Origin of the sequence: Vibrio pomeroyi, from assembly GCF_024347595.1 — a bacterium.
In the GTDB taxonomy this organism is placed as follows: domain Bacteria; phylum Pseudomonadota; class Gammaproteobacteria; order Enterobacterales; family Vibrionaceae; genus Vibrio; species Vibrio pomeroyi.
In genome coordinates, this window is the sequence record NZ_AP025506.1 from 2,165,583 (window position 1) to 2,180,808 (window position 15,226).

A 15,226-nucleotide genomic window follows, 5' to 3' on the forward strand; every position below is an offset into this window, starting at 1 on the left:
ATCGCATTCTATTAAATGTTTTTTATGTATTAGCTTTCAGCGACCGCTTTCGCTTGCTTGCCGCCATCATCGACAGCTTTAACTAGCAGCATACCAACACCGCCAACTATCACACCACATAGGATGAAGACTAGGCGTCCCCACATTGGGTTAGTTAGTAGAGCCATTAGCATGATACCAACACCCGCAACTGCGATAAGTTTACCAAGCATCTCACGTTGTTTGTTGTCTAGTTTCTTCTGTTCCGCTGACTCAGCAACAAGTGGCGTTGCTAGGTTACCGAAGAACTTATCAACGTCAGCCTGACGCTTCTCAGTTAATGGCTTGTAGAACAGAGTAGATAGGATGAAGAAACCACCTGTCAGTGTAATGTGACCGATTAGACCGATAGCAACCTTAACATCAGACCATTCACGGCTTGTTAGCTCTTCTAGACCGAAGACTGACGACACCATTTCAGCATTAACAACGAAACCTACGTAGTAAGAAACGAAACCACCAACAACTAGCGTACCCCAACCTGCCCAGTCTGGTGTCTTCTTAATGAAGAAGCCAAGGAATGCTGGAATTGTCATTGGGAAGCCGATCAGTGCGCCCACATACATCATTGTATCGAACAAGCTCAAACCTTTAAGCGAGTTGATGAACTGTGCGATAAGGATGATAGCGATACCAAACACGGCAGAAGTAATCTTAGAAACCGTTACTAGCTCTTTCTCAGTAGCGTTGCCTTTACGAACGATTGGTTCGTAGAAGTTCTTAACGAAAATACCTGAGTTACGGTTTAGACCAGAATCCATTGAAGACATTGTCGCGGCAAACATAGCAGCAACAAGAAGGCCAACCATACCTGCTGGCATGTATTCTTGTACAAAGTATAGGTATGCAAAGTCACCGGCTTTCTTACCTGCATCTGGGTAAGCTGCTGCTAGGTCTACACCTTGACCTGCAATGTACCAAGAAGGCATGAACCAGATGAATACACCACAAAGCATTAGCACACATGCTAGTAGTGCTGCTTTCTTCGCGTTCTTTGAGTCTTTAGCCGCAAGGTAACGGTAAGAGTTAAGCATGTTGTTAGTAATAGAGAACTGCTTAACGAAGATGAAGAATGCCCAAATACTGAAGATGCTTAGGTAGTTAATGTTGTTACCAGAAAGGAAAGAACCGCCTTCCGCTACTGGGAAGTTATTTACGATTTCACCAACACCACCGCCTTGAACAACCGCAACAACAGCACAAGTCACGGTTACCGCCATGATGATAACCATCTGCATGAAGTCAGATGCGATTACCGCCCATGAACCACCTGTTACTGACATCGCCAATACAACCAAGCCAGTAATCCAGATAGTCGCTGTCATGTCGAAGCCGAAGATACCAGAAGCGATGATTGCCAGTGCGTTTAACCAAACACCCGCAGAAACAACACTGTTCGGCATTGAAGACCAAGTGAATACTTGCTCGTTCGTTGCGCCGAAACGCATACGGATAGCTTCGATTACCGTTACTACACGTAGCTGGCGGAATTTAGGAGCGAAGTATGCGAAGTTCATGAAGTAACCAAATGCGTTGGCTACGAAGATGACCGCGACTGCAAAACCATCGTTATACGCTTTACCTGCCGCACCGGTGAATGTCCATGCACTAAACTGGGTCATAAAGGCGGTTGCACCAACCATCCACCACAACATGTTACCGCCCCCGCGGAAGTAGTCACTGGTGGTACTTGTAAATGTTCTAAACATCCAACCTATCGCGATCAAGAATAGGAAATAAATGCCGACAATAATCGTGTTGAGTTCCATCGTGTATCCTTTGTCCGTTGTAATTTGTTACGAGCACTATAGGAAACCTGAAACTTCATTTGTAGTACAATAATCCAAATAAGTGATGGTGATCTTATTTTGATTGATTAAGTTAATTATATATATGACATAGGATGGAATATGGCTAATTCATCAAGGAAATAACTGCGGTTTGGGATAACGAAGCACCAACTTTGCTTGCCAACCAACAAATACCATCAAAATCAACAACTTAAAATAAAACAAGACTTTACACACTTAATAACAAATACAACCAAACACATATAAATATAAAATCTTTAAAAATAACAAAATCCAACAACCCACCAAATCGCCGACATTTATCACACAATAAACCATTGATTTTCGCTCATCGAGAGCGCTCAATTTCATTAGAATTCAACCTAAATATAGAAATAGAGAAGCCAAAATTCCGGTTATGACCTTAGTTATTTCAAAATATAGTGAGATGAAAAATCACAGCTGGCGCATAATTATTTTGGTGAACTTGTAGCATGTAGTGGAATGCATTTCCGGCGTAATTTCTTCTAAATTGAGGCGCGGAAAAAGACAAAAGCTAGGGGTTATTTAAGGAGGTAAGAAGGTAAAAATTCAACCAAGAAACTGGTCGATGGGAGTGAACCAAAACAGTGCTACACATGGTGCAACACGAGCCCTAGAAACAAAAAAGGCATGCACGTGGCATACCTTTTTTAAGCTTTGTCTAGGCTCATCAAGAGTTAACTAGAACTATAAACAGTGCATTTGAACTCGTAAGTGATTCAAATGAAGCTGAAAACCGTGTTTAGCTTGCGGTTGCTAAGCGGTGGTTAGCATCTTGCAGGTGCGCAGCTGACATTGTACGTGCTTTTTCACTGTCGCCAGCCATAATCGCTTCATAGATTCTGCGGTGTTCATTGATACATGTGCTGCCCTCTTCTGAAGAGTGCACGATAAAGTTCATGAACATGGTCGTCAGGATGTTACCAAACGGCAGGTAGAAATCGTTGCCAGTCGCATTGAAGATCAAGCTGTGGAAACGAATATCTATGTTTGTCCAACTTTCTTGGTCAAACACTTCAGCAGCATCCACTTCGACCATCTTTTGGAAGATCTCTGAAAGCTCGATACGTTGCTCTGCCGTTGCAAATCTTGCTGCTAGTGCACACGCTTCTGGCTCAATCGCACGGCGAAGGCCCAAAAACTGAGAACAGAATTGGTCTATGTCGGTTAGACCATCCATCCATTCAATCAGTTGAGGATCAAGAAAGTTCCAGTATGCGCGATCCACTACACGAGTACCGATTTTCGGGCGGGACTCTAACAGACCTTTAGAAGTCAGTAGTTTAACAGCTTCGCGAAGTGCCGTTCGGCTGATACCAAACTGTTCACACAACGCCATTTCACCAGGAATAATAGAACCTTGTGGAAGTTCACCAGACAAGATTCCACGAGCGATTTCACGCGCTACTTGCACGTGCAGGCTGCGCTTCGAGCCCGAAATTGAATTAAAAGTGCTAACCATAAGTTCACTTATTTTATATGTTATGTTTATGTATTATTTAAGGATCACTATAACAGTATTTCAACCTATCGCCAATTGAGTAAAATGGCAACGAATAACAACCCACTAATTTGCTCAACTAATCAAACACTTACAAAGTGTCTAACCTTACCCAGCCAGAAACATTATGTTACACCATTCATAAATCCGTCATCAAAACGCATCGGTTTTGTCATCCTCGATTTCTATACTCCCTCCCAACAAATCACTCAATTGGACTGAAATAATGAAACCGACAAAAACGAATCTCACGCTTAAAAGCGCTATTACGGCTGCGCTGATTTTTTCTGGTTCTGCATTAGCAATGGATACACGATACGAAGATCGCTCTGGCAACTTGGTCGCCGATGTTCCTCAAGATGAATCACAATGGGTGGATCCAAACACGCTAATTTTTGCTTATACGCCAGTTGAAGACCCAGCAGTATACGCTGATGTGTGGAGCGAGTTTTTGAGCCACCTTGAAAAAACAACGGAAAAGACGGTTCGTTTCTTCCCTGTTCAAAATAACGCGGCTCAAATCGAAGCAATGCGTTCAGGTCGTCTTCATATCGCGGGTTTCAACACAGGTTCTACACCACTAGCGGTTAACTGTGCAGGCTTCGCACCATTTACCATGATGGCAGCGGAAGATGGCTCTTTCGGTTACGAAATGGAAATCATCACGCACCCAAGTTCTGGCATTGAGAAAGTAGAAGACCTAAAAGGCAAGAACCTAGCATTCACAGCGCAAACCTCTAACTCTGGCTTTAAAGCACCTTCTGCGATTCTAGATGCTGAATACCAACTTCAACCTGACCGTGATTTCAAACCTGCATTCTCTGGTGCGCACGACAACTCTATCTTAGGTGTTGCACACAAAGACTACGATGCAGCAGCGGTAGCGAACTCAGTATTGAACCGCATGCTTTCACGTGAAGTTGTGAAAGAAGACCAAATCAAGAGTATCTACAAGTCTCAAACCTTCCCAACAACGGCTTACGGCACAGCACACAACCTAACGCCAGAGCTGCAAGAGAAGATTCAAAAAGCCTTCTTCACTTTCGATTGGGAAGGCACAAAGCTTCAAGAAGAGTTTGAGCGTAACGGCGAAGCGAAATTTGTTCCAATCACTTACCAAGAGCACTGGGAAGTAATTCGTACTATCGATACAGCAAACAAAGTGTCTTACACCTGTAGCTAACCGATTCAAACGCGAAACCCGTAACACACAATAAAGATAGCTGCAGGTACATGTGCCTGCAGTTACTCACCACTCTCCGCGGTTTACTTCCCATTTCAGCCTCAGGCGAACGCTTAGTACACCGGTCTTATAGGAATACTATGTCTACTCTTACCCTAAAAGGGCTTACCAAGCACTACTCCAGTTCTGATAAAGCCCTGACCAACGTTAGCTTGTCGGTGAATGCCGGCGAGGTTGTTGGATTGATTGGCCCATCTGGTGCCGGAAAATCAACGCTTATTCGTTGTATTAACCGACTCACCGAGCCCACCAGCGGCGAAGTTATCTTTTCCAATACCAATCTTGAAACGCTCTCTAAACGTCAACTAAGACAATCACGCCGTGAGATTGGGATGATCTTCCAAGAGTACGCACTGATTGAGCGTTTAACGGTAATGGAAAACGTGCTTTCAGGCCGTTTAGGATATGTGAATTTCTGGCAAAGCTTCACTCGCCGTTTCCCAGAGTCAGATATCCAAGCCGCTTATGCCCTACTCGACCGTGTTGGATTGTTAGAGCACGCCAATAAGAGAGCCGATGCTCTGTCGGGTGGTCAGCGTCAACGTGTTGGTATTGCGCGCGCACTTGCTCAGAAACCAAAATTACTGTTGATTGATGAGCCAACCGCGGCACTTGATCCACGTACTGCACGCCAAATCATGCGCTTGATTAGCGAAATTTGTTCAGAGCAACAGCTCCCTGCCATCATCAATATCCACGATGTTCAGTTAGCCAAACAGTTTGTGGATCGCGTTGTCGGCCTGAATGCGGGTTGTGTGGTGTTTGATGATAAGCCAAACCTACTCACCGAAGACGTGCTGACACAGATCTACGGTGAAGAAGATTGGAGCCAACAAGCAGAAGAAGAGGAAGATGATTTGATCATCACGAACCCTCGCTTGTCTGAGGCAACAATATGACTCAACCATATCCAAATCAAACTCAGCGCTTAGCACAGCAATATCCAACACAGTGGACCAAGCCGCCACTGATTTCTAACCCATGGTTGCGTTGGAGTTTGATCATCATTGTTGCGGTGTACTTATACCTTGCAACTCAATCGGTGCACATAAACTGGACTCGAATTTACGAAGGCAGCGAGCGCGGTTGGCAGTTCATTTTAGCGTTCATGAACCCAGATTTTGGTGGTCGTTGGAACAACATCTCACAAGGTTTGATTGAGAGCTTAACCATGACACTCACATCAACCGTGGCAGGTGTCATTCTTTCGATCCCATTCGGATTAGGCGCAGCCAAAAACCTTGCCCCGACTCCTGTTTACCTATTCTGTCGTGCGTTTATTTCAATCGCTCGTAGCTTACAAGAGATCATCGTCGCGATTCTGTGTGTCGCACTGTTTGGCTTTGGTACCTTTGCTGGTTTTGTCACGCTAACCTTCGCGACCATCGGCTTTCTTGCGAAACTGTTTGCCGATGAGATTGAAGCCATTGACCCAGCTCCACTCACTGCAATGCGTGCAACCGGTGCAAGCTGGCTACAACAGGTGAACTATGCGATTCAAGCGCAGGTTATGCCGCGCTTTATCGGCCTTTCGATGTACCGACTCGACATCAACTTCCGTGAGTCTGCTGTGATTGGCATTGTTGGCGCAGGTGGTATCGGCGCAACATTGAATACAGCAATGGACCGCTACGAGTACAGCGCCGCAGCCGCTATTCTATTGATTATTATCGTGATCGTGATGCTGTGTGAATACCTATCTACCATCATCCGCAAGCATGTGCAGTAAGGAACGACTAATGAGCACGCTAAATGACACACCTTCAAGCGCTATAAATCGTACCCAATGGCAGCGTTACGATAGTAAACAGAGCCTAATGCTCTGGATTGGCTGGCTTTGCTTTGTTGCTTTGACCGTTTTTGCATGGCAAGTCATGAACAAGGATACGATTTGGTACTTTGTCACTGACTCACCGAATCAACTCGCTGATATCTCTTCACGTATGTGGCCACCAAGATGGAGCTACTTAGAGTCTCTTTGGAGCCCGTTGTGGGACACCATTAACATCGCAACACTTGGCACATTGTTGGGGATCGTACTGGCGTTTCCGGTTGCGTTCTTAGCGGCACGTAACACGACACCAAGCATGACGTTTATCAGACCTATTGCGCTGTTCATCATCGCGGCAAGTCGCTCAATTAACTCGTTAATTTGGGCGCTACTTTTGGTGGCGATCATCGGCCCAGGTTTGTTGGCAGGTATTATCGCGATTGCGCTACGTTCGATTGGTTTCGTGGCTAAATTGATGTACGAAGCAATTGAAGAAGTGAACGCAACGCAAATGTCGGCGATTCAGTCGACGGGCGCATCTCCACTGCAAGTGTTGAACTACGGCATTCTTCCTCAAGTAATGCCAAGTTTTATCGGCACGAGCCTGTTCCGTTGGGACATCAACATTCGTGAATCTACAGTATTAGGCTTGGTCGGCGCAGGCGGTATTGGTTTGAAACTGCAAGAGTCGATGGCGATGTTGGCATGGCCTCAAGTGACTGTGATCTTCTGCGCGATTCTCGTGACGGTTATCTTCTCAGAATGGTTGGCAGCCAAAGCACGTAAAGCCCTCATCTAAATAATAAAAGCAACGTTAACTAGTTGGTTAGCTAGTCAATAAGATCAAAGCCTACTCAGTGAGTAGGCTTTTCGTTTGTAAAGACTTTACAGGTAAATTCACTCTGAGAACCGTACTTCATTGACGACAGTCCCTACTCCTTCAATGGTGACACTTACTTGGTCTTTATCGGATAAAGCAAACGTTCTGCCCGGTGTGCCCATAAAAATAAGGTCGCCTGGCTTGAGGGTAAAATAGTAGCTCAAATAGCTGACGACTTTTCGAGGCTTGTGAATCATGAACGAGGTATTTTCTTGCTGCACAACCTCGCCGTTGACACGAGTGGTCAGTTGCACCTTGTTATAATCGACACCACGAACAATCGTATTACCAATTGGGCCAAAGCCGTCGGATGCTTTCGCTCGTAACCATTGTAAATCCGCGCCTTGCCAGCTTCTTTCTGTAATGTCGTTACCCACAGTGACACCAAAGATCGCTTGTTCCGCTTCTTCTTCACTGGCTCGGCTCAACTCTTTACCAATCACAACCACCAGCTCTCCTTCAAAATGAACGTTCTTCGCCTTCGGTGGCACTTGAATCAGTTCGCCTGTGAGGGTTAAAGAAGAAGGAAGCTTAAGAAACATAGGGGGCTGCGCATCGGCAGGTGACGCTAAGTGGCTGGCGAAGTTCATGCCCACCGCAAACACCTTTTCAGGCTTGGTAGGCAATAATACTTCGACAGACTCAAGAGGAATCGAGGTTTTTGCGACTGAATACTCACCGAAGATATCGCCACTGATTGGTAACACATCGCCTTTAACTAACTTCCCATAACTGATTTTGTCTTGGTATTGATAGCGCACAAATTCCTCGGTGCTGTTCTTAACTACGGTTTCTGCATTGATATAAGCAGCGCTTGAAATCATCAATATCGCTATTAATCCCTTCATGCTTGATTCCCTTATCGATTAATCTCCAATCTAAATTCTAGTCCACTCTGGTTATCTTCGACTTATTCTAGTTATCTTCGGCTCACTCTTGTTATCTTCGAGCAACTCTAATTACCCACGGTCAATTTCAGTACGCGTGTAAGAAAGAACTGTCAAATCGCAGACATAAAAAAACCGAGCAACTCGCAACGAGTTACTCGGTTTGACTTATTTCCGATATTCTTTGTCATCGACTTTAGTTTCGTTCAGTTACTTAGATGTGAACATCCTTACAACCGAACATGACATGGCGCTTCGTTCCCGCAAAGCACCATATCAGCACACACCATCGTTAAATGGTATGTGTGTTGATCATTTACAGTTGAGCAAATGATCCTTCCCACGAGTATGTCTCACCAGCAAACTCAACCGTGTGAGCAGCTTGCTGAGCGTCTTCAGCTTGGTTTGAAATACCGTAGTGGTAAGTGTTGCCAGATGTCGTTTGAATGCGCACAACAGTCCCGACACTGTTATGGCCAACAACAGACACTGATTTAACCAGACCACGAGCGCCTACAGAGGCTTCGATAGACTCGTTAAAGTAACCGTGTGTTTCCAATACAGAAGCAAACACATGGTTTTGACCAGACTGACGTAGAATGAACGCAGGCTCACTCTTAAGGTTGAAGTCTGGATCGTTAGCACCAGTGCGAGCAAAGATAACTTCGCTGCCCGCATTAGCGCTGGTTACTAGGCTGTAGTAGCTGCTGTCATGTAGCCAGCTTACTAGAGAACCTTCTTCGTTCACTTTGCCTGAAGCAACGTTCCAAAGATGTTGGTAACCGTTGTCTTCACCTAATGGCTTAAGCGTTTTTTCCATGTTGTAATCGAAGTCAGTACGAATGATTTGACCCGAGTGGTGAACTGGTAAGTCGTACTGGTGCTCAGCGTCAGCTTCGATGCGGTAAACATCAATTACTAACGGCTTTTCGAACTCAGGAAGATCAGCAAGAATCACACTGCGCTGCATATCTACGCCAGTGTAGTAATCAGAAATCGTGCCGCTCATACCTTGTAGAGACTGGTCGTCTGCTACGAAGAAGTGCTTCTGACCAAACTTAGACTCAGCCAATGCTGTATTGAAGTTGTTCTGCGTTTTCTGATCAACCGTTACTGTGTTGTGAGCAACCGTCTGCTTACAGTAAGACTTGTTCTCTGGGATGTAACGACCGCCAAACTTAGGCTCAACGTTTACCCAACGACCAAAGCCGTAATCGTGCAGCACTTCGTGGCCACGGTTGAATACGCTTAGATGCAGGCCGTCGTAGTGACCATGGTCTAACGCAGAGTGGTACTGGTGGTCTGAACCGTGCTGACCAAACCAGATCAACGCCATTGTGTCGTCGTCTTGCTCATCACGGTGACGCAGGATGCTTACGCCGCCTTTTTCGCCTTCAGGGCCGTCGGTTACAAACAGGCTACCCCAGTTGAATGGTTTGATGTCGTCTGCTGCATCAACCGCGTCAGACAGTGTTTTACCAGAAGCATGAACCCAAACATTTTTTTGGTGATCAGCCATACCAAGCAGAGTTTCAGTCTGCTCGTAACGGTGGTAACACACAGACGTCGCCATGATCACGCCTTCATCGTTGATAGAGATCGTCTTCGATGAATCATTTAGAGCAGGCAATGTGCCGTCTGGGAATGCAGTTTTGAATACAGAGTAAGACGTTGTCTTGATCACTGAATCGTTAAATTCGTAAATACCGATTTCTGGTTGACGACGTTCAATCGCTTCTGCGAACAGGTAGATTGGACGCAGAGAGAAACGGTGGTAGTAAGGGCCTTCCATGTAGTAGCCGTCTGGCGAGAACAGCTGGTCAAGTTGCGCTAGGAAACCGCCGCTTACTTTGTCCAATTTCAGGCCATAAAGTGCTTTATCTACAGATTCTTGATCGTTGATCGCGTAACCACAGATACCTACCGCAGCCACTGCCCATAGGCCGTGGTTGTGTACGATATCGAAGTCGTGTGCGTAAGTAACAACGAACATTTCGATCATTTGCTTAAGAAGATCGTCTTCGATAAGGCGCTTCTGCTCTTCAGAGATAGTGTGGTAAATGCAGCTGTACGCACAAGAAGCGTAAAGCATCCACATGTTCTCGTTCAACGTTTGGTGGAACAGCTTACCCGGAGGGTTAGTGTCACGGCTTACGTTGCTTTCCAATGTTGGGTATACCGTCGCGTACGCTGTTAGCATATCAACGATGTAATCACGGTACTTTGTTTCCTCAGTAATAAGGAATAAACGACCTGCTAGATCCATATGGATGTAGTTTTGCTTATGACGGTTGTGCTCGTAACCGCCGCCTTCACCGTGACCTGGTACTTCAATGCCAACTTCAGCCATGTAAGCGTCAGTTTGTTTAATGTCACGAGTTAATGCGTTACCTAAAAGGCTATCCTTGCCAAGTTCTTTACGAAGCTCTGCTGCTTCATCAAAGTTAAGTAAAAGTGGTTGATAGCTCATTATTATTTCCCCTGCTCTGCAGTGTTAAGTTCTTCTGAATTTGTTTCTTGTAACGTTGTCTCTACTGAGTAGAAGCCTGTCCAGCTGTATACTTTGCCGTTCAGCTCTACCTTGTGTTCAGTCTTGTCAGTCGCACCAAGCTGGTTGCTGATCATCACTGTCACGTTTGATTTCTCTGTGCTGATTTCGACGACTGAACCCACATTTGTATGCGCTACAACCTTGATGTCTTTCACAACACCGCGAGCATTGACTGATTGCTCGAACTCTTCGTTGAAGTAACCGTGCGTTTCTAGGACAGAAGCGAACAGTGTTGTATCGCCCTTGCTACGTAGAATGAATGCAGGCTCTGAACGTAGGTTGAAGCTTGGGTCATTCGCGCCAGTGCGAGTAAAGATAACTTCAGCATTGTCGTTAGACGTCGTACCTAACCATGTGTAGTAGGTGTTGTTTTGTAGCCAGCTCACAAGTGCCGTGCCATTCACATCACCGCTTGCTACGTTCCATAGGTGTTGGTAACCGAAATCACTACCCAGCGTGTTCAACTCTTTGTTTGCTTGGTATTCAAAGTTAGTACGAACAATCTGACCGGCATATTGGTGTGAGTAGTCGTATTGGTGTTCGCCTTCACCGCCATTCTCAGAATCTAAGCGGTAAAGATCCAATAGTAGCGGAGATTCCAACTCTTCAAGATTTAGCATGAACACGCTGCGTTGCATGTCAAAACCTTGGTAGTGATCGTTAGCAAACGCACTCATACCATTGATTTGCTCGTCTTCGACTTTGAAGAAGTGAGGTAAACCGTGTACTGCGTCTGCACGTTCAACGTCAAAGTTGTTCTGGCATTTTTCATCAATCGTTACTGCGTTGTGAGCAATCGTTTGACGAGCGTAAGATTTGTTTTCATCTAGGTAGCGGCCGCCAAATTTTGGCTCCACATTAACCCAACGACAGAAACCGTATTCACGTAACACTTCTTGACCACGGTTGAAGAAAGAAATACCCAGCGTATCGAAGTTGCCATGACCCATGCCGTGTTGACCGTAGTTCATCACTAACTGAGAAACGTCACCTTTCTTATCCTGCATGCGGATAAAGCCTTGCGCGCCGTTGTGACCTTCAGGGCCTTCGTTCAATTCAACACTTGGCCAGAAAGGCATACCGATTTCATGCTCAGCAGACGCCGCTTCATAAGCTTTAGATAGCTCAAGACCACATGGGTGCATCCAAACTGCGTCTTGAATCTTCGCCATACCAAGAATGTTTTGGTCAACGCAGTTTTCAGATGAGTAATGTTTGCTGTAAACGCTCACTGCCACCTGAACACCCATGTCTGTGATGCCCATTGTGCGAGATGCATCGTTCAGAGCTGGGAATTCGCCGTTCGGGTACGCTGTCGCCAGCATCGCTTGCACCGTGTTACCAATCACGCCACCTTTGTAGTTGTAGATATCCACTTCAGGCATATGACGGTGAATCACTTCCGCAAATACACAAGTTGGGCGAATCGCGTAACGGTGGTAGTAAGGACCTTCCATGTAGTAGCCAGAAGGTGCAAACAGTTGAGAGATTTGAGCTAAGAAGCCGCCAGTGTCGTTACGGTCAATGCCGTAGACTGACATTTCAAGGTACTCACGCTTGCCAAGAGCAAGACCACAGATACCCACAGCGGCTACAGCCCAAATACCGTGGTTGTGGATGCGGTCGAAGTCGTGTGCGTATTTAACTGTGAACATTTCTAGCATTGGTTCGAAAATGCGAGACTCAATGTTGTCACGCTGCTCTTGTGTCAGTGTTGAAGCAACACAAGAGTAAGCCAAGCTAGAGAACATTAACCAGCAGTGTTCGTTCAAGATTTGGTGGAACAAACGACCTGTAGGGTTAGTGTTTTTCTGTACGTGGAAATCAAACGTTAGGTATTTGTCTGCGTATTCTTCTAGTAGTTCTGTAACAAAGTCAGCGTACTTTTGCTCTTTAGTGATCAAGAACATGCGACCAGCTAAGTTCATGTACGTGTAGTTTTGCTTGTGGCGGTTATGTTCGTAACCACCCGCTTCTCCGTGACCAGGAACATCAATAGGTAAACGCATGAACGCTTCTAGGTCTTTCGCGTTCGCTGCAATGGTTTTGCCCATTAAGCTAGAACGGCCTACTTCAAGATGAAGTTGCTCTATTTCAGCTTCAGTCAACAATACTGGTTTAGTCGTCATATTCTTTGTCACCCTCAATAAAGAGTTTATCTGCTTAAACTTTGATTAAATTTTCAAACTCCATATAAAGTAATACAATATGAGCTTTAATTATAGCGATTCAGTGCCAAATGATGAGTAGAATCACATAAATCACTGTAAGTCATTGATGTAGATAGCGAATGGCAAATAACAGGTATTTGTTAAGTTGTTGATTTATTTAGGCTATATAAAGTATCGCTTGATCGGTATCACACAATTTTAGATATATTGTATTACAATTGAAGTCATTCCCTTATGATGAACACAGTTAAGTAACACTTAAAAGATTTAAACAGATTAGGAGATACACAATGAACTCTTTCTTTATTCTAGATGAAAACCCATGGGAAGAACTTGGCGGCGGCATTAAGCGTAAAATCGTTGCTTACACTGACGATCTTATGGCTGTTCACCTATGTTTCGATAAAGGCGCGATTGGCCACCCTCATACTCATGAGATTCACGACCAAATCGGTTACGTAGTTCGTGGTAGCTTCGAAGCTGAAATCGAAGGCGAGAAGAAAGTGCTTAAAGAAGGCGATGCTTACTTTGCTCGTAAACACATGATGCACGGTGCGGTTGCTCTAGAGCAAGACAGCATCCTTCTTGATATCTTCAACCCTGCGCGTGAAGATTTCCTAAAATAATGAATAGCGCAACCTCAGTTGCTAAGGTAAGCATATGAAATCATTAAACATCGCGGTCATTGGCGAGTGCATGGTTGAGCTACAAAAGAAACAAGACGGGCTTAAGCAGAGTTTTGGTGGCGATACACTGAATACAGCACTTTACCTGTCACGCTTAACAAAAGAGCAAGATATCCAAACAAGCTATGTAACGGCGTTAGGTACTGACCCATTCAGTGTCGACATGTTGGAAAAGTGGCAAGCAGAAGGTATCGACACGAGCTTAATTGCTCAGCTTGATCACAAACAACCAGGGCTTTACTACATCGAGACCGATGAAACTGGTGAGCGTAGCTTCCACTACTGGCGTAGTGACGCTGCTGCAAAATTCATGTTTGATCAGCAAGATACTCCTGCTCTACTTGATAAGCTATTCTCTTTTGACGCGGTTTACCTAAGTGGTATTACGCTTGCTATCTTGACAGAAAATGGACGCTCGCAGCTATTCAACTTCTTAGACAAATTCAAAGCTCAAGGCGGCCAAGTATTCTTCGACAATAACTACCGTCCTAAACTGTGGGAAAGCCAACAAGAAGCGATTTCTTGGTACTTGAAAATGCTTAAGTACACCGACACAGCTCTACTTACGTTCGATGACGAGCAAGAGTTGTACGGCGACGAAAGCATTGAACAGTGTATTGCACGTACGTCTGAGTCTGGTGTGAAAGAAATCATCATTAAGCGTGGCGCGAAAGACTGCCTAGTGGTTGAAAGCCAAAGCGCTCAGTACGTTGCACCAAACCCAGTAGACAACATTGTTGATACAACAGCCGCTGGCGACTCGTTCAGTGCAGGCTTCTTAGCTAAACGCTTGAGCGGTGGAAACGCGCGCGATGCGGCATTGGCTGGCCATATTGTGGCAGGGACTGTGATTCAGCATCCAGGTGCTATCATTCCTCTAGAAGCGACGCCTGATTTGTCTCTATAATTGCGCACTTTAACTATTAATCAAGGGTTTGCTTAGTTGAAAGCAGGCCCATTATTAACGTGAGAAAGAATTCATGACTACATTAAATGAACAACTAGCAAACCTAAAAGTAATCCCTGTAATCGCTATCAACCGTGCTGAAGATGCTATCCCCCTAGGCAAAGCACTGGTTGAAAACGGCATGCCATGTGCAGAAATCACACTACGTACAGAATGTGCAATCGAAGCGATTCGCATCATGCGTAAAGAATTCCCAGACATGCTAATCGGTTCAGGTACGGTACTGACTAACGAGCAAGTTGACGCATCTATCGAAGCGGGTGTTGATTTCATCGTAAGCCCAGGTTTCAACCCTCGCACGGTTCAATACTGTATCGACAAAGGTGTTGCAATCGTACCGGGTGTTAACAACCCAAGCCTAGTTGAGCAAGCAATGGAAATGGGCCTTCGCACGCTTAAGTTCTTCCCTGCTGAGCCTTCTGGCGGTACTGGTATGCTTAAAGCACTAACAGCGGTTTACCCTGTTAAATTCATGCCTACTGGTGGTGTGAGCTTGAAGAATGTAGACGAATACCTATCTATCCCTTCTGTACTTGCGTGTGGCGGTACTTGGATGGTTCCAACTAACCTTATCGACGAAGGTAAGTGGGACGAGCTAGGCAAACTTGTTCGTGACGCAGTTGATCACGTTAACGCTTAATCTGTTTCAGATTTAGTGATAAAGCCTCACCTCGGTGAGGCTTTTTGTTTTCTAAGGT

12 protein-coding genes are annotated in these 15,226 nt (G+C 45.2%); 7 read left to right on the top strand and 5 right to left on the bottom strand.

The window, feature by feature from the left end; translation table 11 throughout:
• Positions 1–29 precede the first annotated feature (29 nt).
• Entirely contained in the window at positions 30–1,808 is a 1,779-nt protein-coding gene (locus OCV12_RS09585) for a sodium:solute symporter family transporter (RefSeq protein ID WP_239849192.1), read from the bottom strand.
• 805 nt (positions 1,809–2,613) lie between these two features.
• On the bottom strand, positions 2,614–3,333 hold the full coding sequence (locus OCV12_RS09590; protein ID WP_123302284.1) for a FadR/GntR family transcriptional regulator: 720 nt from the start codon (positions 3,331–3,333) through the stop codon (positions 2,614–2,616).
• Positions 3,334–3,598: 265 nt separating this feature from the next.
• Between OCV12_RS09590 and phnD the strand changes: the two genes are divergently transcribed.
• From phnD to phnE (OCV12_RS09610), 4 genes are all read left to right on the top strand, one after another.
• On the top strand, positions 3,599–4,555 hold the full coding sequence (phnD, locus tag OCV12_RS09595; protein WP_261884516.1) for a phosphate/phosphite/phosphonate ABC transporter substrate-binding protein: 957 nt from the start codon (positions 3,599–3,601) through the stop codon (positions 4,553–4,555).
• Between the two features lie 140 nt (positions 4,556–4,695).
• Positions 4,696–5,514 carry a phosphonate ABC transporter ATP-binding protein gene (gene phnC, locus OCV12_RS09600; RefSeq protein WP_123304921.1) on the top strand — a complete coding sequence of 273 codons (819 nt, stop codon included), beginning with the start codon at positions 4,696–4,698 and terminating at the stop codon, positions 5,512–5,514.
• Complete coding sequence (phnE, locus tag OCV12_RS09605) at positions 5,511–6,344, top strand: phosphonate ABC transporter, permease protein PhnE (RefSeq protein WP_261884517.1); 834 nt, start codon at positions 5,511–5,513, stop codon at positions 6,342–6,344. The genes phnC and phnE (OCV12_RS09605) overlap by 4 nt, the downstream gene beginning before the upstream one ends.
• 10 nt (positions 6,345–6,354) lie before the next feature.
• Complete coding sequence (gene phnE, locus OCV12_RS09610) at positions 6,355–7,185, top strand: phosphonate ABC transporter, permease protein PhnE (RefSeq protein ID WP_261884518.1); 831 nt, start codon at positions 6,355–6,357, stop codon at positions 7,183–7,185.
• A 98-nt stretch (positions 7,186–7,283) separates the two neighbouring features.
• Here the strand turns inward: phnE (OCV12_RS09610) and OCV12_RS09615 are convergent, their stop codons facing one another.
• The 3 genes from OCV12_RS09615 to OCV12_RS09625 all read right to left on the bottom strand — a co-directional run bounded on the left by OCV12_RS09615 (position 7,284) and on the right by OCV12_RS09625 (position 12,833).
• Entirely contained in the window at positions 7,284–8,114 is an 831-nt protein-coding gene (locus OCV12_RS09615) for a fumarylacetoacetate hydrolase family protein (RefSeq protein ID WP_390904522.1), read from the bottom strand.
• Between the two features lie 355 nt (positions 8,115–8,469).
• Positions 8,470–10,623 (bottom strand): heparinase II/III domain-containing protein, encoded by a 2,154-nt coding sequence (locus tag OCV12_RS09620; RefSeq protein WP_261884519.1) that lies wholly within the window; start codon positions 10,621–10,623, stop codon positions 8,470–8,472.
• Between the two features lie 2 nt (positions 10,624–10,625).
• Positions 10,626–12,833 carry a heparinase II/III domain-containing protein gene (locus tag OCV12_RS09625; RefSeq protein WP_261884520.1) on the bottom strand — a complete coding sequence of 736 codons (2,208 nt, stop codon included), beginning with the start codon at positions 12,831–12,833 and terminating at the stop codon, positions 10,626–10,628.
• Between the two features lie 332 nt (positions 12,834–13,165).
• Here OCV12_RS09625 and OCV12_RS09630 point away from each other — a divergent pair, with 332 nt between their 5' ends.
• The 3 genes from OCV12_RS09630 to OCV12_RS09640 all read left to right on the top strand — a co-directional run bounded on the left by OCV12_RS09630 (position 13,166) and on the right by OCV12_RS09640 (position 15,168).
• Positions 13,166–13,501 carry a cupin domain-containing protein gene (locus OCV12_RS09630; RefSeq protein WP_009846518.1) on the top strand — a complete coding sequence of 112 codons (336 nt, stop codon included), beginning with the start codon at positions 13,166–13,168 and terminating at the stop codon, positions 13,499–13,501.
• A gap of 34 nt (positions 13,502–13,535) precedes the next feature.
• Positions 13,536–14,468 carry a 2-dehydro-3-deoxygluconokinase gene (locus OCV12_RS09635; protein ID WP_176681014.1) on the top strand — a complete coding sequence of 311 codons (933 nt, stop codon included), beginning with the start codon at positions 13,536–13,538 and terminating at the stop codon, positions 14,466–14,468.
• Between the two features lie 73 nt (positions 14,469–14,541).
• Positions 14,542–15,168: a bifunctional 4-hydroxy-2-oxoglutarate aldolase/2-dehydro-3-deoxy-phosphogluconate aldolase gene (locus tag OCV12_RS09640; RefSeq protein ID WP_017069898.1), complete on the top strand. Its 627-nt coding sequence runs from the start codon at positions 14,542–14,544 to the stop codon at positions 15,166–15,168.
• The last annotated feature ends 58 nt before the right edge of the window (positions 15,169–15,226 follow it).